Origin of the sequence: Pseudomonas brenneri (genome assembly GCF_007858285.1) — a bacterium.
Taxonomy (GTDB): domain Bacteria; phylum Pseudomonadota; class Gammaproteobacteria; order Pseudomonadales; family Pseudomonadaceae; genus Aquipseudomonas; species Aquipseudomonas brenneri.
Genome location: NZ_VFIL01000003.1, coordinates 89839 through 113101, shown reverse-complemented (window position 1 = coordinate 113101; position 23263 = coordinate 89839). Strand labels below are relative to the sequence as shown.

General features: G+C 60.5%; 24 protein-coding genes. 4 read left to right on the top strand and 20 right to left on the bottom strand.

What is annotated here, in order from left to right:
• Nucleotides 1–160: 160 nt before the first annotated feature.
• From FJD34_RS07185 to FJD34_RS07155, 7 genes are all read right to left on the bottom strand, one after another.
• On the bottom strand, nt 161–649 hold the full coding sequence (locus tag FJD34_RS07185) for a hypothetical protein (protein ID WP_032863599.1): 489 nt from the start codon (nt 647–649) through the stop codon (nt 161–163).
• A 104-nt stretch (nt 650–753) separates the two neighbouring features.
• Nucleotides 754–2193, bottom strand: coding sequence for an aminotransferase-like domain-containing protein (locus tag FJD34_RS07180; RefSeq protein WP_065943585.1), 1440 nt, complete (start codon nt 2191–2193; stop codon nt 754–756).
• 445 nt (nt 2194–2638) lie between these two features.
• Nucleotides 2639–3442, bottom strand: coding sequence for an OmpA family protein (locus tag FJD34_RS07175; protein WP_090291737.1), 804 nt, complete (start codon nt 3440–3442; stop codon nt 2639–2641).
• Nucleotides 3439–3795: a DUF4398 domain-containing protein gene (locus tag FJD34_RS07170; RefSeq protein ID WP_029299652.1), complete on the bottom strand. Its 357-nt coding sequence runs from the start codon at nt 3793–3795 to the stop codon at nt 3439–3441. The genes FJD34_RS07175 and FJD34_RS07170 overlap by 4 nt, the downstream gene beginning before the upstream one ends.
• Nucleotides 3796–3804: 9 nt before the next feature.
• Nucleotides 3805–4620 carry a substrate-binding periplasmic protein gene (locus FJD34_RS07165; RefSeq protein ID WP_032863593.1) on the bottom strand — a complete coding sequence of 272 codons (816 nt, stop codon included), beginning with the start codon at nt 4618–4620 and terminating at the stop codon, nt 3805–3807.
• Between the two features lie 81 nt (nt 4621–4701).
• Nucleotides 4702–5631, bottom strand: coding sequence for an electron transfer flavoprotein subunit alpha/FixB family protein (locus FJD34_RS07160; protein WP_090291739.1), 930 nt, complete (start codon nt 5629–5631; stop codon nt 4702–4704).
• Nucleotides 5632–5633: 2 nt separating this feature from the next.
• Nucleotides 5634–6383 carry an electron transfer flavoprotein subunit beta/FixA family protein gene (locus tag FJD34_RS07155; protein ID WP_090291741.1) on the bottom strand — a complete coding sequence of 250 codons (750 nt, stop codon included), beginning with the start codon at nt 6381–6383 and terminating at the stop codon, nt 5634–5636.
• Nucleotides 6384–6939: 556 nt separating this feature from the next.
• On the opposite strand from FJD34_RS07155, the gene FJD34_RS07150 reads away from it, so the two are divergent.
• Nucleotides 6940–8604, top strand: coding sequence for an electron transfer flavoprotein-ubiquinone oxidoreductase (locus FJD34_RS07150; protein WP_032861486.1), 1665 nt, complete (start codon nt 6940–6942; stop codon nt 8602–8604).
• Between the two features lie 117 nt (nt 8605–8721).
• Here FJD34_RS07150 and FJD34_RS07145 read toward each other — a convergent pair whose 3' ends face one another.
• Nucleotides 8722–9615, bottom strand: coding sequence for an AraC family transcriptional regulator (locus FJD34_RS07145; RefSeq protein WP_090291743.1), 894 nt, complete (start codon nt 9613–9615; stop codon nt 8722–8724).
• 225 nt (nt 9616–9840) lie between these two features.
• Between FJD34_RS07145 and FJD34_RS07140 the strand changes: the two genes are divergently transcribed.
• Entirely contained in the window at nt 9841–10893 is a 1053-nt protein-coding gene (locus FJD34_RS07140) for an NAD(P)-dependent alcohol dehydrogenase (RefSeq protein WP_065943547.1), read from the top strand.
• Here FJD34_RS07140 and FJD34_RS07135 read toward each other — a convergent pair whose 3' ends face one another.
• Nucleotides 10894–11697 (bottom strand): IclR family transcriptional regulator, encoded by an 804-nt coding sequence (locus FJD34_RS07135; RefSeq protein WP_032861489.1) that lies wholly within the window; start codon nt 11695–11697, stop codon nt 10894–10896.
• A gap of 72 nt (nt 11698–11769) precedes the next feature.
• Nucleotides 11770–12249, bottom strand: a complete 480-nt coding sequence (locus FJD34_RS07130; protein WP_029299666.1) for a GNAT family N-acetyltransferase — start codon at nt 12247–12249, stop codon at nt 11770–11772.
• A gap of 184 nt (nt 12250–12433) precedes the next feature.
• Here FJD34_RS07130 and FJD34_RS07125 point away from each other — a divergent pair, with 184 nt between their 5' ends.
• Nucleotides 12434–13642, top strand: a complete 1209-nt coding sequence (locus FJD34_RS07125) for an MFS transporter (protein ID WP_090291745.1) — start codon at nt 12434–12436, stop codon at nt 13640–13642.
• An 85-nt stretch (nt 13643–13727) separates the two neighbouring features.
• Nucleotides 13728–14066 carry a hypothetical protein gene (locus tag FJD34_RS07120; RefSeq protein ID WP_032861491.1) on the top strand — a complete coding sequence of 113 codons (339 nt, stop codon included), beginning with the start codon at nt 13728–13730 and terminating at the stop codon, nt 14064–14066.
• An 88-nt stretch (nt 14067–14154) separates the two neighbouring features.
• Here the strand turns inward: FJD34_RS07120 and FJD34_RS07115 are convergent, their stop codons facing one another.
• From FJD34_RS07115 to fabF, 10 genes are all read right to left on the bottom strand, one after another.
• Nucleotides 14155–14721: a DUF1285 domain-containing protein gene (locus FJD34_RS07115; RefSeq protein ID WP_032861493.1), complete on the bottom strand. Its 567-nt coding sequence runs from the start codon at nt 14719–14721 to the stop codon at nt 14155–14157.
• A 16-nt stretch (nt 14722–14737) separates the two neighbouring features.
• Complete coding sequence (locus FJD34_RS07110; protein WP_032861494.1) at nt 14738–15343, bottom strand: DUF4823 domain-containing protein; 606 nt, start codon at nt 15341–15343, stop codon at nt 14738–14740.
• Between the two features lie 94 nt (nt 15344–15437).
• A complete protein-coding gene (locus FJD34_RS07105; protein ID WP_032861495.1) occupies nt 15438–16406 on the bottom strand; it encodes a GTP 3',8-cyclase MoaA in 969 nt (322 codons plus the stop codon).
• A gap of 139 nt (nt 16407–16545) precedes the next feature.
• Nucleotides 16546–17199 carry a TetR/AcrR family transcriptional regulator gene (locus FJD34_RS07100; protein WP_029299679.1) on the bottom strand — a complete coding sequence of 218 codons (654 nt, stop codon included), beginning with the start codon at nt 17197–17199 and terminating at the stop codon, nt 16546–16548.
• Nucleotides 17200–17624: 425 nt separating this feature from the next.
• A complete protein-coding gene (locus FJD34_RS07095) occupies nt 17625–18407 on the bottom strand; it encodes a TatD family hydrolase (protein WP_065943552.1) in 783 nt (260 codons plus the stop codon).
• A gap of 65 nt (nt 18408–18472) precedes the next feature.
• A complete protein-coding gene (locus tag FJD34_RS07090) occupies nt 18473–19459 on the bottom strand; it encodes a DNA polymerase III subunit delta' (RefSeq protein ID WP_032861497.1) in 987 nt (328 codons plus the stop codon).
• On the bottom strand, nt 19452–20084 hold the full coding sequence (tmk, locus tag FJD34_RS07085) for a dTMP kinase (RefSeq protein WP_032861499.1): 633 nt from the start codon (nt 20082–20084) through the stop codon (nt 19452–19454). The genes FJD34_RS07090 and tmk overlap by 8 nt, the downstream gene beginning before the upstream one ends.
• A gap of 19 nt (nt 20085–20103) precedes the next feature.
• Nucleotides 20104–21198 (bottom strand): endolytic transglycosylase MltG, encoded by a 1095-nt coding sequence (gene mltG / locus FJD34_RS07080; protein ID WP_090293190.1) that lies wholly within the window; start codon nt 21196–21198, stop codon nt 20104–20106.
• Nucleotide 21199: 1 nt separating this feature from the next.
• Nucleotides 21200–22015, bottom strand: a complete 816-nt coding sequence (gene pabC / locus FJD34_RS07075; RefSeq protein ID WP_065943555.1) for an aminodeoxychorismate lyase — start codon at nt 22013–22015, stop codon at nt 21200–21202.
• Nucleotides 22015–23259: a beta-ketoacyl-ACP synthase II gene (fabF, locus tag FJD34_RS07070; protein WP_032861501.1), complete on the bottom strand. Its 1245-nt coding sequence runs from the start codon at nt 23257–23259 to the stop codon at nt 22015–22017. The genes pabC and fabF overlap by 1 nt, the downstream gene beginning before the upstream one ends.
• Between the last annotated feature and the right edge of the window lie 4 nt (nt 23260–23263).

Genomic DNA, 23263 nt, shown 5'->3' with positions numbered 1-23263 from the left:
ACCAGCAGGTCCTCGACGACAAAGTGTTGATGGCCGGGCTAGAGTACGCCCTAAAACAGCCGTTTTAAAATGGTCTAACAGGGGTTTTTCGCAGAAAACAAAAGTGACCGACCAGTCTGCGACAGAAGGTCAGTGATTCAGGTCACTTTGGCAGCAACGATTAATTTTTGAATTCAAAATCCAGGGCTGCGCCTTCAACATCGCGCCGCTCTTCATTGCGCATCTGCAACTGCATTTCGTTGCTCAGCAGGCGCCCGTTGATCTGGAATGCACTGTTATCAACCGGCTTTTCTTCAAACATCGGCGGCAATAACGGTACGTTCTTGGGCTGCGGCATGGTGCCGAGGGGTTGCAGGTGCCGGACCATTTCCTGGGGCAGGCTGAGATCCAGTCGCGCCGGCGCCAGCTTGGTCTGCGCCACTTCGCTGGCCGATTTGGATTTGCTGGCGATCGGTGCGCGCTTCTTGACCTTCGTGGCTTTTTTGGCCGGTGCAGCTTTTTTCGCCGGGACCGTTTTTTTAGCCTGTGCCGGCTTTTGTGCGGCGGCGGCCAGCACGACTGGCGCACTGGCAGGCGCTGCCAGCACAGAAGTGGCATTGCACAGGCTCGCCAGACAGATCAACAGCGCGGCAGGAAAAATAGAGGTCATATCGCCAACAGCATTAACGGCAGAAGGCCATATGCTCGCCTGTTGAGCGCGGCATGACAAGCGCGGTGATTAGCCAGCTACCGTTCATGCCCCATTTTGGCGCTTCAAAAACCGCCCGCAGCCTCCAGGCACAACTGATTGGCCAGCATGCCAAGGGTCATCAAGGCTCGCTCGGCCTCGCGATTCCACGGCGTGCCGCAATTGAGCCGAATACAGTGGTTGAACTGTTCCGTATTGCTGAAGATCAGCCCCGGCGCAATGCTGATGCCCTGCTGCAAGGCGCGCACGTGCAACTCCTGGGTATTGACCCGGCCCGGCAAACTGACCCACAGGATAAAGCCGCCAGTCGGCCGGCTCATCTGCGTCCCCTCGGGGAAATACTGCTGCACCGCCAACTGAAAGGCGCTGAGGTTCTTGCGATACTCCTGGCGAATGTAGCGCAGGTGCCGGTCGTAACCGCCGTTCTCCAGGTACGCCGCCACACCCATCTGCGTGACGCTGCACGCCGAATGGGTGCTGAACATCTGCAGGCGCTGGATCTCCTGCTGGTATTTGCCGGCAATCATCCAGCCGATACGCACCCCCGGGGACAGGGTCTTGGAAAAACTGGAGCAGTAGATCACCCGATCCAGGCGGTCATAGGCCTTCAGGGCCTTGGTGCGGCCCAGTTCGAACATCAACTCGCCGTAGATGTCGTCTTCAACGATCTGGATATCGAAATCCGAGGCCAGGCGCAGCAATTGTTTCTGCCGCTCTTCGGGCATGGTGCCGCCCAGGGGATTGCTCAGGCGCGTGGTCAGGACCAGGGCCTTGATCGACCATTGGTTGGCCGCCAACTGCAGGGCCTCAAGACTCATGCCAGTGGCCGGGTCGCTGGGGATCTCGATGACTTTGAGGCCAAGCAGGTCGGCCAGTTGCAGCAGCCCGTAATAGGTGGGTGATTCGGCGGCGATCAGGTCGCCGGGACGGGTCAGCACCCGCAAGGACATCTGCAATGCATCGACACAGCCGTGGGTGATCACCACTTCGGACGGGTCGACCACCACCCCGGCATCACGCATGCGAATCGCGACCTGGCGCCGCAGCGGCTCGAAGCCCGGGCTGAACATATAGCTGAACGCCCGCGGGCTCTGGAAGCGCGTGACCTTGGCCAGTTGCTGGTGCAGCGCCCGCACTGGCAGATAGTCGACGCTGGGCACGGCGGCCCCCAGCGGGAACACCCCTTCGCGACGGGACTCGACCAATACCTGTTGAATGATGCTGCTGCGGGTGACCAGGCCCGGGCGCTCGACCCGGGCGATATCCGGCGTCGGTGCGGTCAGGGCCGGCGTCTGGTGCACGTAATACCCGGACTGCGGCCGCGCGCGGATCAAACCCTGGTCTTCAAGGTTGGCGTAGGCCTGCAACACTGTGGCATGACTGACATTGAGCTGGGAGCTCATCTTGCGCACCGAAGGCACGCGCTCACCCGGTTGATAGACACCGCGCCGGATATCCTCAGCCAATTGCTGGGCGATACGTTGGTAAAGCAAGAGATTGGTCATGACGCAGCACTCGATTTCACGGGTATTTTATTTTTGTGTGAAACGTACCAGCACAGTTTAGAAGTGTACGGGGACAGTTGCCACAATAGTCGAGGACGCGCGGCAGTGATAGAAAAAACTGTGTGGGTTGAGCACTGAATCGCAGGCATGAAAAACCCGATCAAAGATCGGGTTCCATAGCGGGTGCGCCACATACCCTGTGGGAGCTGGCTTGCCTGCGATGCTGGCGATGTGAGTTTTCAGATGTACCGCGCCGATGCTATCGCAGGCAAGCCATAATGCCAGTCAGTTAAGCGGTCATCGCCTTCTGTAGGAGCGAGCTTGTCTCCGGGCGGCGTTCCGACGAAAAACGTCAACGATAACGCGTGCTTACTGAATGAATGCGGCGCCTGTCAGTTTTTCGCGAGCAAGCTCGCTCCTACAACGACCGCGTGCGCACTGCGGTTCAGCGCGCGGCGCCGAGCTGGCCCTTGTCATCGGAGAAGACGATTTCCACCCGCCGGTTCTGCGCACGACCACGCTCGGACGCATTCACTTCCACCGGGTACTGGTCGCCGTAGCCTTCGACTTGAATGCGTTTGTCATCAATGCCCAGGTCGACCAGTACGTCCGCCACGGCCTGTGCACGGTCGCGGGACAGTTTGAGGTTTTCCTGCTCGCCGCCGGTACTGTCGGTGTAGCCCTCGATCCGCACTACCCGCTTGGGGTTCAGTTGCAGGAACTGCACGATCTTGAGCACTGTACGGTTGGCGGAATTTTTCAGCTCTGCCTGGCCGGTGTCGAACAGCACGTCGCCCAGGGTCATCACCAGGCCGCGATCGGTCTGGGTGGTGGTCAGGCTGGCAATCTGCTCTTCCAGCCACTTGCCCTGTTGCTGCACGCTCAACAGCTTGGCCTCGCGCAGCGCCAGTTGCAGGCGCTGACGCTCCAGTTCGAGTTTGGCCGCACGTTCTTCGTTGAGTACCAGTTCCGTATGTTCCCGGGCGATGGCGCTGTAGCGCTGGCTCAGGTAGGCGTAATGCACCACGTCGCCACCGCTGCCCCAGTAGCTGGAGAGACGGTCGGCGCGGGCCAGGGACTCGCCGGCGCGGATCACGTCCTTGGGCGCGATGCGCAGCACATTGGAATCTTCCTTGACCTTCTGGAAGTCGCTACCCGCCTGCTGCAACGCAGTGTCGCTATTGGGATGGCTGGCACAGCCTGCAAGCACCAAACTGCTCAATAGCAGCCCATATGTCAGGCGGCTCATTGGGCATCTCCCAGCTGTTTGCGCAGGCGGGTGATACGGGTGTTGAGGACATTCAACTGTTCCTGACTCTTTTGCGTCAGCACCCGCGCCTCGGCCAGGCGGGCATCCAGTTCGGCCTGTTCAGCCTGCATGCGGGCATCCTTGTAGGACTCATCAGCCATGTCGGCCTTGGCCTGGGCCAGTTTTGTCTCGGCGAGTTTCAACTCAGGCACGTCATCAGCAACGGCCCCCACGGCGGCGGCTTGTTCCAAGGCTTGCTGGGTCAGGCGCATTTGCTCATTCGGCGCAGGATCTGCGGCACAGCCCGCCAGCGTTACAACGGCGAGGGCGGCGAAAAGAGGTCGAATAGTCACTAAAAATCCCTACTTTGTTGGGGTACCGACAGGTTGCTGCAACTGCGTCTTCCAGCGTTCGATATTGCGCTGCAACGCGGCTTCCGTCAGACCGGACGCGGCCAATTCTGTCATCTTTTTGGCGAGCTGTCCGCGCAACCACGGATCATTGCAAGCCGAGTTGTGGGAAATCGCCAGGAACAGGCCCGGCTGATCGATCGGCAGTTCACGGGCCAGCAAGTCTTTGCTCATACCCAGGGTCTGGGCCATGGCCATGCCGGAGTAACGTCCGGCCAGCACGTAGTCCACTTCACCAAGCAGCAGTTTCTGCAAGGCCGGAGTCACGGTTGGCACACGTTCCAGGGTCAGGTGTTCGCTGGCAAAGGCTTCAAACTCAGGGGACAGGCGCGCCCGCTCCGAGACCGAGCCCTTGTGGCCATGCAGGTCGGCTGCGCTGGTATAGACCAGAGGCGAGTCGACACGGGTCCACACCCGGTAATCGGCCTGCATCAGTGCCGGGTGGATGTAGTCCAGAGCCTCCAGCTCGTTGATATTCAACGGTGCGTCGGCCAACAGGTCCATACGCCCGCTGCGGACTTCCTCCAGGGCCAGGGAACGCTTGCCACCGTACAGCAGGTCGATTTTCAGCCCCAGTTCCTTGGCCACTTGTTGCAACACGTCGGCATTGGCACCGATCAGGCGGGTCGGGTCCTGCGGATCACGCCACAGATAGGGCGGCGCATCCGGGCTGCCGGTCACCACCAGGCGCTCGCATTTGCCGGCAGCAACAGACAAGGTCGGCAGCAGTGACAGGCCCAGCAGTACAGTCCAGCGACGCAGTTCCATGGCGTGGTTTCCCGATCAAGAGTGGCGTGCAAAAAAAAGCCCGGTCATAAGACCGGGCTCTTTATAAGTGAAGCGGCTGGTTTAGACCAGCTTCTCAAACTCAGGTACCGCCTCGAACAAGTCCGCCACCAGGCCGTAATCAGCCACCTGGAAGATCGGCGCTTCTTCGTCCTTGTTGATCGCAACGATCACTTTGGAGTCTTTCATACCGGCCAAATGCTGGATCGCGCCGGAGATACCGACCGCGATGTACAGCTGTGGCGCAACGATCTTGCCGGTCTGGCCGACCTGCATGTCGTTGGGTACGAAGCCTGCGTCGACCGCCGCGCGCGAAGCGCCGACCGCCGCGCCCAGCTTGTCGGCCAGGGCGTACAGGTGCTTGAAGTTGTCACCGTTCTGCATGCCACGACCGCCGGAAACGACGATCTTGGCAGCGGTCAGCTCAGGGCGGTCCGACTTGGCCAGTTCTTCGCCAACGAAGCTGGAAGTGCCAGCATTGTGCACAGCCGCAACGGCTTCAACGGCAGCCGAACCCCCTTCCGCGGCAACCGGGTCGAAGCCGGTGGCACGCACGGTGATGACTTTGACGGCAGCTGTCGATTGCACGGTGGCAATGGCGTTACCGGCGTAGATCGGGCGCTTGAAGGTGTCGGCGCTTTCCACCGAAACGATCTCGGAGATCTGGTCGACGTCCAGCTGCGCGGCAACGCGTGGCAGGATGTTTTTGCCGTTGGAGGTAGCGGCAGCCAGGATGTGGCTGTAGGAAGCGCCAAGCTCTGCAACCAGAGGCGCGACGTTTTCCGGCAGTTGGTGCGCGTAGGCAGCATTGTCGGCCGCCAGTACTTTGCTCACGCCAGCGATTTTCGCGGCGGCTTCAGCCACAGCGCCAACATTCTGGCCAGCGACCAGGACGTGGATATCACCACCGATTTTCGCAGCAGCAGCAACGGTGTTCAGGGTGGCCGGGGCCAGCACCTTGTTATCGTGTTCGGCGATTACGAGGATAGTCATGATCAGATCACCTTCGCTTCGTTTTTCAGTTTCTCGACCAGTTCAGCCACCGACTTGACCTTGATCCCCGCGCTGCGTGCAGCTGGCGCTTGGACTTTGACGGTCTTGTTGGTGGAGGCGGTGGAAACGCCCAAAGCATCAGGAGTCAGCACTTCAAGAGGCTTTTTCTTGGCTTTCATGATGTTTGGCAGGGACGCATAACGCGGCTCGTTCAAACGCAGGTCGGTGGTGACGATGGCCGGCAGTTTCAGGGAAACCGTCTGTGCGCCGCCGTCGATTTCGCGGGTCACGGCAACGCTGTCGCCGCTGACTTCGACTTTCGAGGCGAAGGTGCCCTGGCCATAACCGGTCAGTGCAGCCAGCATCTGGCCAGTCTGGTTGTTGTCGCTGTCGATCGCCTGTTTACCGAGGATCACCAGTTGTGGCTGCTCCTTGTCGACAACGGCTTTGAGCAGCTTGGCAACGGCCAGCGAGGTCAGTTCTTCAGCGGATTCGACGAGCACCGCGCGGTCGGCACCCAGCGCCAGAGCGGTACGCAGCTGCTCTTGAGCAGTGGATGGCCCTACGGAAACGACGACGATTTCAGTCACAACACCTTTTTCTTTCAGGCGTACGGCTTCTTCCACAGCGATTTCGCAGAAGGGGTTCATCGACATTTTGACGTTAGCCAGATCGACGCCGGAATTGTCCGCCTTGACGCGAACTTTCACGTTGTAATCGACAACGCGTTTGACAGCTACAAGAACCTTCATGGATTCCTCGTTACTCTCCGGTGAAAAGGAAGCCGCCCGGATAAACCTGGCGGTAGATGCTCAACGGCGCACAAGGGCACCTCTAAAAACGCAGGCCGTCATGACAGATAACGTTGCACGTACTCAATAATAAAGACCGTTCGTCAGGGGTGACTGACAAGTCATTCATCGTCGCAACGTGTAAACTGCGCACCAGCATTACGTGCGCGTCAACCTGCATGGAGCAGTGCCTTGTCTTTGGACGTGGCCTTGAAACCGGCAGTCCGCCTACGGGAAGCGCAAAACCGACCGTATATTGACCGGAACGCCTTTTCCGGTCAATACAGCAAAATGGTCAGATATAAGCCGCGCTGCTTTGATTTATCTAGCGCGCGGGCAATTCAAACAAACGTTTGTATTGGACGCTGAGAGTGGTGTAGATATAATGCGCCACCCAGAGAGAAAGGTGGGTCGTCCCCTGCCCTTCGTAAGAAATTTACGCAGATGACGACAGATAAAACACCGAACCTCCACCCATTAGAAAAAAAACTGTTGAGCCTTGAGTAGGAGATAGCCTGTGGAACGCGAATACATGGAATTCGACGTGGTCATCGTCGGCGCAGGGCCGTCAGGCCTGTCTGCCGCCTGCCGACTGAAGCAGAAGGCCGCCGAAGCCGGTAAGGAAATCAGCGTCTGCGTGGTCGAAAAAGGCTCCGAAGTCGGCGCACACATCCTGTCCGGTGCCGTGTTTGAACCACGCGCCCTGAATGAATTGTTCCCGGACTGGAAAGAACTCGGCGCCCCGCTCAACACTCCCGTGGTGCGCGACGACATCTATGTACTGCGCAGCAGCGACAGCTCCACCAAGGTTCCAGACTTCTTTGTGCCCAAGACCATGCACAACGAAGGCAACTACATCATCTCCCTGGGCAACCTGTGCCGCTGGCTGGCCCAGCAGGCCGAGAACCTGGGCGTGGAAATCTACCCAGGCTTCGCCGCCCAGGAAGTGCTGTTCGACGAGAACGGCGTAGTACGCGGAATCATCACTGGCGACCTCGGTGTCGACCGTGAAGGCCACCCAAAAGACGGCCTGTACACCCCAGGCATGGAACTGCGCGGCAAGTACACGCTGTTCGCCGAAGGCTGCCGTGGGCATCTGGGCAAGCAACTGATCCAGCGCTTCAACCTGGACAGCGACGCCGACGTGCAGCACTACGGCATCGGCCTCAAGGAAATCTGGGAAATCGACCCGGCCAAGCATCAGCCAGGCCTGGTGGTCCACACCGCCGGCTGGCCGCTGGACATCATGAGCAACGAGAACACCGGTGGTTCGTTCCTCTATCACTTGGAAAACAACCAGGTGGTGGTCGGCCTGATCGTCGACCTGTCCTACAGCAATACCTTCCTGTCGCCATTCGATGAGTTCCAGCGCCTCAAGCATCACCCGGTGCTGGCCCAATATCTGGAAGGCGGCAAGCGCATCAGCTACGGCGCGCGAGCCCTGGCCAAGGGCGGCATCAACTCGCTGCCGAAGATGGTATTCAAGGGCGGCGCCTTGATCGGTTGCGACCTGGGCACCATGAACGTGGCCAAGATCAAGGGCAGCCACACCGCGATGAAGTCCGGCATGCTCGCCGCAGACGCCGTGGCTGATCGCCTGTTCGCCGAGTCCGAAGGCGGCGATGAACTGACCGCCTACGTCGACAGCTTCAAAGCCAGCTGGCTCTACGAAGAACTGTTCGCCACCCGCAACTTCGGCCCGGCGATGCACAAGTTCGGCCCGATCATCGGTGCTGGCTTCAACTGGTTCGACCAGAACATCCTCGGCGGCAAAATGCCGTTCACCCTGCATGACACCAAGCCGGACTACGCCTGCCTCAAGCTGGCCAAGGACAGCCAGAAGATCGACTACCCCAAACCCGACGGCAAGTTGAGCTTCGACAAGCTGAGCTCGGTGTTCCTCTCCAGCACCAACCATGAAGAAGAACAGCCGTGCCACTTGAAACTCAAGGACCCGAGCATCCCGATCGGCACCAACCTGCCGCTCTACGATGAACCGGCGCAGCGCTACTGCCCGGCGGGCGTGTACGAAGTCATCACCCAGGAAGACGGCGAGAAGCGCTTCCAGATCAACGCCCAGAACTGCGTGCACTGCAAGACCTGTGACATCAAGGACCCTTCGCAGAACATCACCTGGGTGACGCCGGAAGGCGCGGGCGGGCCGACTTACCCGAATATGTAAGTCATCTGCTTGAACATGAGGCTCTCCACTGGAGAGCCTTTTTTATAGCCAACACAAATCTAGTGTGGGAGCGGGCTTGCTCGCTCCCACATTTGGATCCTGGTATCTCTGGGAGATTTACGCAGCACGCTCTTCGCCCGGGTTGCGCAGGAAGTAGCGCTTATATTCGCGACTGAACTGCGACGTACTCTGATACCCCACGTTATGCGCCGCCTGCGCCACGCCCATGCCTTCGACCAGCAACAACTGCTGGGCCTTGAGCAATCGCAAGCGCTTGAGGTACTGCACCGGCGACAACAAGGTGCAGCGCTTGAAGTGCTCATGAAAGGTCGACGCACTCATATGCGCATACCCAGCCAGGGTCTCGATGTTCAGCGGCTCGGCGTAATGGGCATGCAGGTGGTTCAATGACGTGGCAATCCGCGAAAACTGCCCCTGCTGTTCCACCAGCGCGCGCAGTACATCGGCCTGGGGCCCACGCAGCGCGGTGAACAACAATTCCCGCACCCGCGCCGGTCCCATGATCCGACTTTCCAGTGGATCGTGCAGGCACTGCAACAGCCGCTCCACGGCGCCGCGCATCGCGTCATCGAGCACCACCGAACTCATCGACTCCAGGGTCTGCGCTGTCGGCGGTGGCCCGGCCTGCATGCCCATGGCCATCACCAACTCGCCCAACACCACCCGGTCAATACCCACAGTCACCCCATACAGCGGGGCATCGGCGGCCATGGCAAACGTCTCGCACTCAAAGGGCACCGGCATTGCCTGGATCAGGTAATGCCCGGCGCCATACTCCAGCGTCCGGGGCCCCAGGTAGGCGACCTTGCTGCCCTGGGCCACGAACATCAAGCTGGGTTCGTAGATCTGCGGCCCGCGCGCCACGTCGCAACTGGCGCGCAACACCTGCACGCCCGCCAGGTGAGTCGGGGAAAAACCGTCGCAGGGCGTGAGCTGCTCAATCAAGGCAACCAGCGTGGCGTTGGCATCAAGATGGCGGGTCAACAACATAAAAGCAGTTCTCGGGAAATTCACGACCGGATGCAGCGGGACAAGCTTCAAGCCACACGCTGCAAGAGAGTGTGGAGTTTATAGCTTAGCGCTTGAGGCTTGCCGCTTTTGGCTGCTCCTTCGGAGCTTTAGGCATAAGACTCGGAGCATTTGCCATGTTCGCCCACCGGGTCCACGCGCAGAATTCGTCACCTCTCCCGTCCAAGCTTTTGCGAGGTTTTCGCCATGTACACCGCCATCGGTTACGCCGCCCAGTCGGCCACCACTCCCCTCGCCCCCATGTCGTTCGAGCGCCGCAGCCCGCGGGCCGATGACGTGGCGATCGAGATTCTCTACTGCGGCGTCTGCCACTCCGACATCCACCAGGCACGCAACGAATGGGGCATCGCCGTCTACCCGCTGATGCCGGGCCATGAGATTGTCGGCAAGGTCACGGCCGTCGGCGCCAGCGTCAGCGCGCATAAAGTCGGCGACCTGGTCGGCGTGGGCTGCATGGTGGATTCGTGCCGCCACTGCGAAGCCTGCAAATCGGACCTGGAGCAATACTGCCTCGAAGGCCCGACCATGACCTATGCCACCCCGGATCGCGTGGACGGCAGCAACACCATGGGCGGCTACTCCGATAGCATCGTGGTCAGCGAGCACTTCGTGGTGAAGATTCCGGCCAAGCTCGACCTGGCCAGCGCCGCACCGATCCTCTGCGCAGGCATCACCACCTACTCGCCGTTCAAGCACTATGGAGTCAAGGCCGGCGACAAGGTCGGGATCCTTGGCATGGGCGGCCTGGGCCACATGGGGATCAAGTTTGCCAAGGCCATGGGCGCCGAAGTGACACTGTTCACCCGCTCGGCGAGCAAGGCAGAAGAAGGCCGTCGCCAGGGCGCCGATCATGTGATCGTGTCCACTGATGCCGAGCAGATGAAGGCCGCAGCCGGCAGTTTCGACTTCCTGCTGGACACCATTCCGGTGCAGCACGACCTCAACCCCTACCTCGATACCCTGCGCTTTGACGGCGTGCATATCCTGGTGGGTTTGATCGAGCCGGTCGACCCTCCGGTCAACGCCGCCAAGCTGGTAGTGGGCCGTAAAGTGCTGGCCGGCTCAATGATCGGCGGTATTGCAGAAACCCAGGAAGTCCTGGATTTCTGCGCCGAGCACGGCATTACCTGCGATATCGAAATGCTTGATATCCGTCAGATCAACGAAGCCTATGCGCGCATGATTGCCGGCGACGTGAAGTACCGCTTCGTGATCGACATGACCACCTTGAAGGCTTGATCAGGCCTTCGCCCCCAACTCCGCTGACAGCCGAGCTGCGACCTGTTTGACCACAGGGATCAGCTCGGCCATTTTTTCCAGCGGCATGTAGGGCAGCGTACTGGCGATGCTGATGCCGGCGACAATCCGCCGGCTGGCATCGCGCACGGGTGCGGCCACGCAGCGGATCGACGGTTCGTTGTCTTCCAGGTCGAACGCATAGCCGCCCGCGACATAGTCGCGCATGCGTTGCTCGAACTGCTCCCAGGATTGTTCCGGGTGCTGCGGCCAGTGCAGGTTTTTCCCGCCTACCGGCAAGCTGGCCTGATACAGGCGCTGCCATTCCTCTTGCGTGTCATCGAGCAACAAGGCCTTGCCGATCCCGGTGCGTGCCAGGGGCATGCGGTGGCCGACCCGCGAGCGCATCTCCGGGCCATTGCGCCCAGGGTTCTTGTGCAGGTACAGCACATCGTCGTATTCACGGATCGCCAGGTGGATGGTGTCGCCGGTCAGCGCCGACAACTCATCCAGATAAGGCATCGCCAGCGTCACCAGCGGCAATTCTTCCCGCGCCTGGAAGCCCAACTCGATCAACTTCGGCCCCAACAGATAGCCGACTTGTGGCACCACCCGCAGGTAGCGCTCGTCCACCAGGCAACTGGCCAGGCGGTGCGTGGTGCTGCGGGTGGTGCCAATGCGCCGGGCAATCTCCTTGAGATCCCGCGCACCGCTAGCCACCGCCTGCACCACGCCCAGGCCGCGCAGCAGAGTCTGGGTGCCCGTGGGGGCAGGATCTTTGACGGGCGTTGGGGCGTTTTCCTGCATGTCGGGAGCCTATGTGTCGTACGAAAGCGGCGGCCATTATGGCAAATGCCAGGCCTCAAGACAGGACCGATCTCAGCCCTGGGCAAACTCACGCAACGCATCGCCTTCCATGCGGTAGCGCACCCATTCTTCCTGGGGCTGGGCACCGATGGATTTGTAGAACGCAATGGCCGGCTCGTTCCAGTCCAGCACGCTCCATTCGAAGCGCCCACAGCCATTGTCGTAGGCAATCTTCGCCAGGTGGCGCAGCAATTTCTTGCCCGCCCCGCCGCCACGCTGTTCCGGGTTGATGTACAGGTCTTCCAGGTACAGGCAGTTGCTGCCAAGCCAAGTGGAATAGCTGAAGAAGAACACCGCAAAACCGATCGGCAAGCCATCACGCAGGCAGATCAGGCCATGGGCGGTAGCGCCTTCACTGAACAGGCTGCGCTCGATATCCACCACGCTGGCGATCACTTCGTGGCGGGCTTTTTCGTACTCGGCCAGCTCCGTGATGAAGGTCAGGATCTGCGCAGCATCGCTGGGCACGGCGGGACGAATCTCGATGGTCATGAACAGGCCTGCGGCTAAAAAATAAAGGACACATACTAAGGTGCTTTGATGACCGCTTGCAGGGTTTTATGCACGCGGTTACTCCGCTGCCCAGCAATGCTGGCACCAGTAACCACAGAACAAACCACACGGTGGTGCGTGGTAAAAAGTCCGTCATAAATCCAACAGACTCCCAGGCTTGCCCATGCGCCCCACTGCTTCGGTTGACGGAAAACTCTTCGCCCTGCTCTGCCTTGCCAGCTACCTGTTATCACTGTCGTATGGCTCGACGTTTTTATTGTCGCTGCTGATCGACTCCAGAGACGGCAACGAGCACGACGCCGGTAGCGTGATCGCCATGGCAATGCTCAGTACGTTTATCGCGGTAATGGCGTCCGGGCACCTGGCCGATGCCCTGGGTGCCGCGCGCTCGATTGCCTGCCTGGGGATGCTGTTGGTGACGGCCTGCCTGGGTTTTGCCCTGACGCCGGGCTTTGGCCAGGGCCTGATGCTGTTCGGCCTGGCACTCGGGCTGGGCTGGGGCGTGTTCTATACCCTGGGCCCGATCATTGTGGCGATGCTGGTGGAGCCCAGCCAAAGGGCCAAGTATTTTGCCTGGCTGTCGGGCAGCATGATGACCGGGATCGGTTCAGGTCCCTTGCTGGGGCGAGTGGCCAGCGCCTTGGGCCTGCCCCTTGAAACCGCGTTCTACATCGCAGCCCTCGCCAGCCTGGCGGGCGTGCTGATCTTCTGGCGCCTGGGCAGCCATTTCAAGCGGCAACCCAACCTGCTGGGCGCCGGCACCGTCTCGAAAATCTCCTGGGCCAGCACCCGGCAGGTACTCGGGTCCAAGGCGGTATTCGCAATCATCATGGTGGGCCTGGGCGGCTGCGTATTTGGTGGGCTGTCGAGTTTCCAGACCAGTTATGCGGCAAGCCGTGGGCTGGATTATTCGTGGTTCTTTCTTGGCTTCATGGGGGCAGCCATTACCAGTCGCTTGCTGATTGCCAGCGTGGTGGTCAGGCGCGATGCCTATTGGTCGGCCTGTGTATTGTCCGGATTGATGGTGGTGTCGATCCTGATGTTCAGCGTCGGCGTACATGACAGCTTCAGCTACTTGCTGGCGGCCATGACCTTGGGGGTGGGTTACGGCCTGACCTATTCGGTGATCAACGGCCTGGCCGCCAACGAAGCACCGAGCGCCAGCATGCCCCAGGCCTTGCTGTTATTCAGCCTGTCGTACTTTATCGGCGTGTTCGGGTTTCCGCTGCTGGCAGGCAAGCTGATCGTCGAGCAAGGCATGCCGGCCCTGCTGGCCAGTGTCCTGGGGATCGCCCTGCTCAATTGGTTGATCACGGTGGCGCGCCTGATCTGGCGCCGGGTTTCGCAAAACAAAATCCTACAGGTGACCTGACACCGTTCGTCGCGCCCCAGGCACCAACCACAAAGATGGGCTGACCAATAGAAGGTAAGGACCTTATTTCTATGGAGGCTCCACCATGAATACTCGCAAAATGACTGCCCTTGCCCTCACCGGTTTGCTGTCTGCGTTTTCGCTTGGCAGCTTTGCCGCATCCGACCACTCCACCGGCAAGACCGACCCGATTGGCAGCCCACCCAACCCGGCAACCGAAGAAACCAAGAATTCCATGGGCACCGGCCTGGACACCAATGGCGGTGCCATCATCCAGGACGGCGCCGACCCTCGCACCCAGGGTAATGACGGCAACCGTCAGGGCCTGGGCACCGATGTCGAGAACGGCAAGATCGGCCCAGGCAAGAATGCCACCCCAAGCGGCAACGATGACAACCTGCCCGGTGCGCCGAAGCAGCCTTGAGCCATCAACCGACAGACGCACACTCCAAACCAATGTAGGAGTCGGCTTGCCAGAGATGGCGGTGTGTCGTTCAACCCTATAGCCGGGATCAGCCCTCGGGTTCCAGGCCGATCGGGAAGAACACCCCGCCACTCCAAACCCCCAGCCAACGCTGGCCGTCGATCAGGCGCGTCACCGCCAGCTCCACCAACTGGTAGAACACGTTGCGATGGACCAGCGCCTCAAGGTTGTTGCGCACCAGCACGTAGGGCGAAGGCTCCTGGGTGTGTGCGTCGATCACCACCCGCAGCGGATGCGCCGGGCCGGCCTCGATCGGATCATCGACATTGGAAGTAAACCGCAGCAGCTGGCTCTCCCCCTGCCCTTCGACCTCCAGCATCACCGCCACAAAGGGCGCGTCATCCACCTTGATCCCGACCTTTTCCACCGGCGTGATCAAGAAGTAATCATCGCCATCGCGGCGGATGATATTGGAGAACAGCTTGACCATCGGTTTGCGCCCGATAGGCGTGCCCAGGTAATACCAAGTGCCATCACGGGCGATGCGCATGTCGATATCACCACAGAAATCCGGGTTCCACAGGTGAACCGGTGCCGGTCCCTTGCCCTTGGGCAACTGTGCCAACAAATCATTGGCCTTGGCCGAACCCGTCATGCTGTTCTCCTTTGAATTACTGGTCGCTCATGCCCAGCAAGGTGCGGGCGTACTGCCGCAACGGTGGGCCAAGCAGATCCTCGGGCTTATTGTCGTGGAACGTCAGTAAACCGCCACGACTGCGAATCCGTGCAGTATCGATCAAATACTGGGTGCTGGTCTCGATCAACATGATCTGGATAACCCCGCTGTCCACTCCCAGCCGATCAAGGGCCTCCTGATCCGCCCACTCATCGGCATTGCCAATGCGATCATCGGCCTTGGCGAACCGCGTGTACAACAGGTAATGCGCCCCGACTTCACGGGCCTCGGCCATGGCTTGCTCCAGGCCTTCCGGGGCACGGGCGCGGCGGACCATGGGGAAGTATTCGATAAAACCGTTGAAGGCTTCTTCGGCCACCACATTGGGACGCGGATAGGCACTGCCCGGCGGCGTGAATGCGCCCTGGGCGATAAACACAAAGGAATCGGGCTGTATGCGAACCGAGTTGGAACGACGGGTGTCGCTATGATCCAGCAAACCGGCATCGCTCATCTGATAGCGAGTGCCTTCGGCCATATCGCTGACTGTCATGCAGCCACCCAGCGCGAACGACGCCAGCAACAAAACCAGACTACGCATCCTATCCTCCAGAAGCCGGTGACGGAAAACCGGCGAATGGGCACGAGATGCAGATTTTGGGCCATAGAAGCAGCTGCACGCCTATAGCTTGGCGTCAGCCACCAATAATCTTCATCACCGTAGCGCCGCCCGAAAATGCCACTTCCTGTTTGTCGCCCAAGGCCTTGACCAGCAGGCGCTGCAACGCAGGCAAAGCCTGGTGCCGCGGTTTGTCCAACAGGTCGCCGACGTAATGGCGGTTGCTCGAAGACAAGCAGCCGTGCAGCCAGCCGGTGGAGGACAGGCGCAGGCGCGAACAGGTTCGGCAAAATGGCACGCTTTCATTGGCGATCACGCCGAAAAAGCCCTGGCCGGGAATTTCATAGCGCACGGCAGTGGCATCTACCGGGGCGTCGGCCTGCAAGTATTCGTGATGGTCGCCAATCAGGCTCAACAGTTGTTGCAGGCTGACGAATTGTTGCAGGAAGGCGTTGGAGTCACTGGCCAGGTGGCCCATGCGCATCAACTCGATAAAACGTAGCTCATAGCCGCGCGCCAGGCAATACTCCAGCAGCGGCATGACCTGATCGAGGTTCTGCCCGCGCAGCGGCACCATATTGACCTTGATCTTGATCCCCGCCGCACGCGCCTGATCCATGCCATCGAGGACTGTAGCCAAGTCGCCACCACGGGCGATCCCACGAAAGGCATCCGCATCGAGGGTGTCGAGGGACACATTGATACGACGGATTCCGGCATCCACCAGCAAGGGCAACTTGCGCGCCAGTAACTGGCCATTGGTGGTCAGGCTGATATCGCTCAAGCCCATCTGCCCGACGGCCTGCATGAAGGTTTCGAGCTTGGGACTGACCAGCGGCTCGCCGCCAGTAATGCGCAGGCGATCAATACCGGCCGCCTCGATCAGGTAGGCCACGCCACGGGCCATGGCCTCAGCCGAGAGTTCGTCCTGCGCAGCCACCAGCCGCTTGCCGTTGGGCACGCAGTAGGTACAGGCATAATTGCAGGCTGAGGTCAGGCTGATCCGCAAATTGCGAAAACGCCTGCCTTGACGATCAACGATCATGGATCACTCCGGCAGAGGATAATTCGGGCGCGCTAAAACCTGACTTATAAATCAGATTTTAGCAAGGTCCTTGCCTGAGTATATTCCTGGGTTACCACATACGGCAGTAAATCAGCACACCATTGTGCCGATGAATGCCTTATGTAGCAGGCGTCTCGGGGTTCGGCAGGTCGGTGCTGTGCTTGCGCTTGTTGCCCATGCGCACGCCGATGTCCATCAGGAACTGGAAGAAGCCTTCCTGATCTTCCAGCACGTTGCTCCAGAATGGCGAGTGGTACAACGCCACGGCGCCATGCACCAACGCCCAGGCGGCGCAGTAGTGGAAATAAGGCGGCACGTCTTCCAGCTTGCCTTCGCTGATCCGCCCCTTGATCAGCAGGGTCAGGCGTTCGAAGTTCGAGGCACGGATCTTGTGCAGCTCCTCGACCATTTCCGGCACCTGGTGGCCCTTGACCACTTTCTCTTCCAGGCGGTCGAACAAGCGGTAACGCTGCGGATCACGCATGCGAAACTCGAAGTACGCCCGGGACAGCGCTTCCTTGTCCTTGTCGACATCAGCCGAGTGCAGCAACTCGTTCAAGTCGCGCTCGTAGTCGAGCATCAGGCGCAGATAGATCTCGGCCTTGGACTTGAAGTGTTTATAGATGGTGCCTTTGCCGATACCCACGGCATCCGCAATCATCTCGACGGTGACGCTGTCTTCACCCTGTTCGAGGAACAATTTGAGCGCGGTGTCGAGAATTTCCTGCTCACGGCGGCGAAACTCACGGACCTTACGGGGTTCTTTGTGCATAGAAAGAGGTCTGCAGAGGTCAGTATTGGAAGGGTGGGATGCCCCGATGACGGAACGTTTTACCCGGTGCGAGGGATTATCCCGACTGGGCGGTCGTTGGGCAACGTCTATATGAACAACCCACACACTAAACTTACAGCACGCCAACGAATCAGGCGATACGGGTCAGAAATAAAACACTGATTCACGCAATGTATTGCCGTCAATGAGAACTCAAGCGAAGCGCACGTATTCCAAATCTGTTTAAAAAACGATCAGATGCGGCTGGACTGCACGGGATACTGATCAATACTTCATCTGTCGGTGTGACATCTCCCCCAAGTGACACACCGATATGGGTACCAACGGACCGCGTACCTTTGTTTACTCCTAATGGTCTTAACCCGGATTCACCCCCCAGAACCCGGGTTTTTTTTGCCTGGGATTCAGCCAACGTGCGCCAGCGGGAACAGACGCTTGAAGTTTTCGGTGGTCTGCTCGGCAAAACGCTCCACCGACTCCCCTCGCAACATTGCCAGGTAATCCGCCACATCCCGCACATATTCCGGCAGGTTCGGCTTGCCACGATGAGGGATTGGCGCCAGGTAAGGCGAGTCGGTTTCCACCAGCAGGCGGTCAGCCGGCACCTGGCGCGCCACATCGCGCAGGGCCTCGGCGTTGCGGAAGGTGACGATGCCCGACAGGGAAATATAGAAGCCCAGGTCGAGGGCCGCCTTGGCCATCTCCCAATCTTCGGTAAAGCAGTGCAACACACCCGCCTGGGGCAGCGCCGCTTCGCGCAGCAAGGCCAGGGTGTCGGCCCGGGCGCCACGGGTGTGTACGATCACTGGCTTGCCGGTCTGCTGCGCCGCCTGCAGGTGCAGGCGGAACGAGGCCTGCTGCAAGTCGGCGGCTTCTGGCTCGTAATGGTAATCCAGGCCTGTTTCACCGATGGCCACCACCCGTGGGTGATTGAGCTCGTCCAGCAGCCACTCAAGGGCCGGGGCTTCGCCGGGTTTGAGATCCAGGGGGTGGATGCCCACCGAGCAATCGACATCGGCATAGCGCTCGGCCAGGGCCTTGACGTCGGCGGCATTCTCGGCGCTGACGCCGATACACAGGAAGTGCCCGACGCCACGCTGGCGCGCAGCGTCGAGCGCTGCATCCAGGGAGCCGTTGTGAGCGGCGAGGTCGAGGCGATCAAGGTGGCAATGGGAATCTACGAGCATAGGAAGTTACAACTTGCGTCACAGGAAGTGTCTGGCCAACGAGACATCCGTCGGCCCCGAGAATATCAACGTCGGCCGAGCAACCCGACCCATTGCACCAGCAATGCCTCAAGCAACAGCACCCGGTTCAGGTTGGCCTTGCCCAAGACCTTCTGGCGCTGGGCAAGGATCCAGTCCTGAATGTTCAAAACCTTGTCCTGGGCACTCTTCTGCGCCAGGTATTGCACGACCTTGCGCATGTCCATCAAACCCAGGCCGTTCTCGTCCTGGGTCAGTTGATAGCGCAGGATCAGGCTGGACCAGTCGCAAAACCAGTCAAACAGCAGCAACAACGGCACGTCTTTCCAGCCTTCGGCCAGTTGCGTGGCCGACTGCTCCTGCTTGAGCAGTTTTTTCACCCCGTCGACCACCAGCGCACGCTGCTCGCGCACGCCCTGGGCCTGCAGGCTGACCGCCGCCAAGGGCGAGCCGGCGGCCAGGGTCAACAATTCGACTCGCTCTTGCTCACTGCACTCCGGCAAGGCCTGGCCCAGCCACTGCAAGCTCATGGCCTCGCTCGGCAGCGGGCAGGCCTGTTGCACGCAGCGGCTGCGAATGGTCGGCAGCAGACGGCTGGACTGGTGGCTGACCAGCAACAGCACGGTATCGCCGGACGGCTCTTCCAGGCTCTTGAGCAAGGCGTTGGCGGCGTTGATGTTCATCGATTCCACCGGTTCGATCAGCACCACCTTGCGGCCGCCCATCTGCGCGGTCTGCACCACAAAACTCACCAAGTCCCGCACCTGGTCGACCTTGATCGCCTTGTCGGCTTCTTCAGGTTCCAGCACGTAGTTGTCCGGATGGCTGCCGGCCTTGAGCAACAGGCACGACTTGCATTGCCCGCACGCCTCCAGCCCTGCCGGCCGCTGGCACAGCAGGCGCGCCATCAAGCGTTCGGCCAAGGCGCGCTTGCCGATGCCTGCCGGCCCATGGAGCAGGTAGGCATGGGCGTGCTGGGCACGCCCGGCCAATTGCTGCCACAGGCTGTCCTGCCACGGATAGGCTTCAGCCACGGTAAAGCTCCAACAGTTTGGGTAGCAGCGCATCGATAGCCTGCTGCACCTGCTTGAGCGGCTGCGCGGCATCCAGCAGGCAGTAGCGCGAGGGTGCAGCTGCGGCACGCTGGAGATAAGCCGCACGCACTGCTTCAAAAAATGCCCGACCTTCCAACTCGAAGCGATCCAGGCGACCACGGGCGCTGGCCCGGGCCAGGCCGACATCAACCGGCAGGTCGAAGACCAGGGTCAGGTGCGGGCGCAGGTCGCCCTGGACGAAGGTCTCCAGGGTCGCGATGCGCTCCAGGGACAAGCCGCGCCCCGCGCCCTGATAGGCGTAGGTGGAATCGGTGAAGCGGTCGCAGATCACCACCGCGCCACGGGCCAGCGCCGGGCGAATCACTTGCGCCAAGTGCTGGGCACGGGCAGCAAACACCAGCAACAGTTCGGTGTCCGGGTCCATGACCTCATCGCCAGTGGCCAGCAGCACTTCGCGAATCTTCTCCGCCAGAGGCGTGCCGCCAGGCTCGCGGGTCAGCAACACCTCGATCCCTTCGGCCCGCAAGCGTTCGGCCAGGTATTCACGGTTGGTACTCTTGCCGGCGCCTTCCGGGCCTTCCAGGGTAATAAACAAGCCAGTCACAGGCAGTCCTTAGTCAGAGTCATTGCGGGCTTTGCGCGGGCGCAGCGTCAGGCGCGACAGGCTCAACGGTCGCGGGTGCGGCCGGCGCAGGGCTGGAGCGATAGTCGGCGCGACGCTTGAGTTGGTACTCGCGCACCGCCGCATTATGGGCATCCAGGCTATCGGAGAAAATGTGGCTGCCATCGCCCCGGGCCACAAAATACAGGCTGCTGCCCGGCACCGGATTCAACGCGGCATGGATCGCCTCGCGGCCGACCATGGCAATCGGCGTCGGCGGCAGGCCGCTGATCATGTAGGTGTTATAGGGCGTGGCTTCTTTCAGGTGCGCGCGCGTCAACTTGCCGTTGTAGCGCTCGCCCATGCCGTAGATCACGGTGGGATCGGTTTGCAGCAGCATGCCGATCTTCAGGCGCCGCACAAACACCCCGGCAATCTGCCCACGCTCTTCAGGCACGCCGGTTTCCTTCTCGACCAGCGATGCCATGATCAGCGCCTGGTAGGGATCGGTATAGGGCGCATCCGGGGCGCGTCGGCTCCATTCCTGCTCAAGGACATCGTCCAGGCGGTTGTAGGCTTTCTTGAGGAACTCGACATCGCTCATACCGCGTACGAAACGGTAGGTATCAGGGAAGAACCGCCCTTCCGGGAACACGTCGGGATGACCGATCTTCTCCATCACCTCACGGTCACTCAAGCCCGACAGGGTCTGCTCGATCTTTTCGTGCTTGGCCAGCGCACTGCGCACCTGGCGGAAATTCCAGCCTTCCACCAGCGTCAGGCTGTACTGCACCACTTCACCGCGCTGCCACAGGCCGATCAGCCCCTGGGCCGTCAGGCCTGGCGTCATGCGGTATTCGCCACTGTGCAGCGGCTGGCCATCAAGGTTGAAGCGCCAGTACAGACGCAGCCAAAAGGCATCCTCAAGTACACCATCCGCTTGCAGACGGTTGAAGGTGCCCGTAGGCGTCGCGCCGGTCGCTACATCCAGCAATTGCTCCTGGGACAGATTCAGTGGCTGCTTCAAGGCCGAGTCCAGCTTCCAGGCCGAAAAGCCCAGCAGCAAACCCACCAGGACCAGACCGATCTCCAGCAGCAATACAATTTTACGTCTCAAATCAAACACCCAATAGCGCGCGAACAATGCCTTGCAGTTTACGGGTGAGTGGCCCGGCCGACCAGCTCATTGGCCCACATCCAAGCACCGGCCAAATGCCATATACGCTGTTGCAGACGAACACTTCATCGGCCTGCTGCAACTGCGCAAGGCTGATATCGGCAACGGTGGTGACAATGCCCAACGCCTCGGCCCTGCTCAACAGCTCGGCGCGCATGACGCCGGCCACGCCACAGCGGCTCAGGTCGGCGGTCAGCAACTGGCCGTCACGCACCAGGAACAGATTGCTGAACACGCCTTCGATGACGCGCCCGGACATATCCAGCATCAATCCTTCAGCGTGATCTGCATCTTGCCACTCGGCGCGAGCCAGGACCTGTTCGAGGCGGTTGAGGTGTTTGAGACCGGCGAGCAAGGGTTGCTCGGACAAACGGGTGGCACATGGAAACAGGCGCACGCCTGATGATCCATGAGCCTCGGGATAGGTGGCAGGCGGGCTGCCTTGCAGGATACGGCGCGCCGGGGCGCCTGGGTTGATGCCATAACCGCGCAAGCTATCGCCACGGGTGAGAATCAACTTGAGCACGCCGTCACCGAGGGCTGCCGCGTAGGCCAGCAACTCGTGGCGGATCAGTGCCTGGTCGACGGTAAGCGCCAGGCGCCTGCAACCTTCGTCAAGGCGTTGCAGGTGGCGGTCAAGCAGCACGGGCTGCCCGGCCTTGACCGCGATGGTTTCAAACAAACCATCGCCGTAGGCCAGGCCGCGATCTTTGAGCGGCACGGTATCCGCTGGCTGACCGTCGACCCAGCTGTGCATCACTCGGCGAACCGGCGGAACACCAGGGAACCGTTGGTACCACCAAAGCCGAACGAGTTGGACAACACCACGTCGATCGGCATTTTCTGCGGCTCGTGAGGCACGAAGTTCAGGTCGCAGCCCTCATCCGGCTCATCAAGGTTGATGGTCGGCGGCGCGACCTGATCCTTGATCGCCAGCACGCTGAAAATCGCTTCGACCGCACCTGCCGCACCCAACAGGTGACCGGTCATGGACTTGGTGGAACTGACCGCCAGCTTGTAGGCGTGCTCACCGAATACCGACTTGATGGCCTGCGCTTCCGCCAGGTCACCCGTGGGCGTCGAGGTGCCGTGGGCGTTGATGTACTGCACCTGATCGACATTGATCTTCGCGTCGCGCAGGGCATTGCTGATGCAACGCGCAGCGCCCGCGCCGTCGGCGGGTGGCGAGGTCATGTGGTAAGCATCGCCACTCATGCCAAAACCGATCAGCTCGGCATAGATCGTCGCGCCGCGGGCCTTGGCGTGCTCCAGCTCTTCGAGAACCAGGGCACCGGCGCCGTCGGACAGCACAAAGCCATCACGGCCCTTGTCCCACGGACGACTGGCGCGGGTCGGCTCGTCATTGCGTGTAGACAGCGCACGCGACGCGCCGAAGCCGCCCATGCCCAGGCCACAGGCGGCCATTTCGGCGCCACCGGCGATCATCACGTCAGCTTCGTCATAGGCGATATTGCGCGCCGCCATGCCGATGCAGTGAGTGCCCGTGGTGCACGCCGTGGAAATGGCGTAGTTAGGCCCCTGGGCACCCAGATGGATGGACAGGAAACCGGAAATCATATTGATGATCGAGCCCGGGACGAAGAACGGTGAAATTCGACGAGGGCCGGAGTCGTGCAGCGTGCGGCTGGTTTCTTCGATATTGGTCAGACCACCAATACCCGAGCCCATGGCCACGCCAATGCGATCACGGTTGGCATCGGTGACTTCCAGGCCGGCATTACGCACTGCCTGAAAACCGGCCGCCAAGCCGTATTGAATGAACAGGTCGAGTTTTCGGGATTCCTTGATCGAGAGATATTCCTCGACGTTGAAGCCCTTTACCGAGCCGCCAAAACGGGTGGAATAGGCAGAAAGGTCCGTATGCTCGATCAGACCAATACCACTGTGGCCAGCCAGAATGCCCTGCCAACTGCTCGGCACATCCGTACCCAGTGGCGACAACATACCCATACCGGTGACTACGACGCGTCTACGCGACACAGCA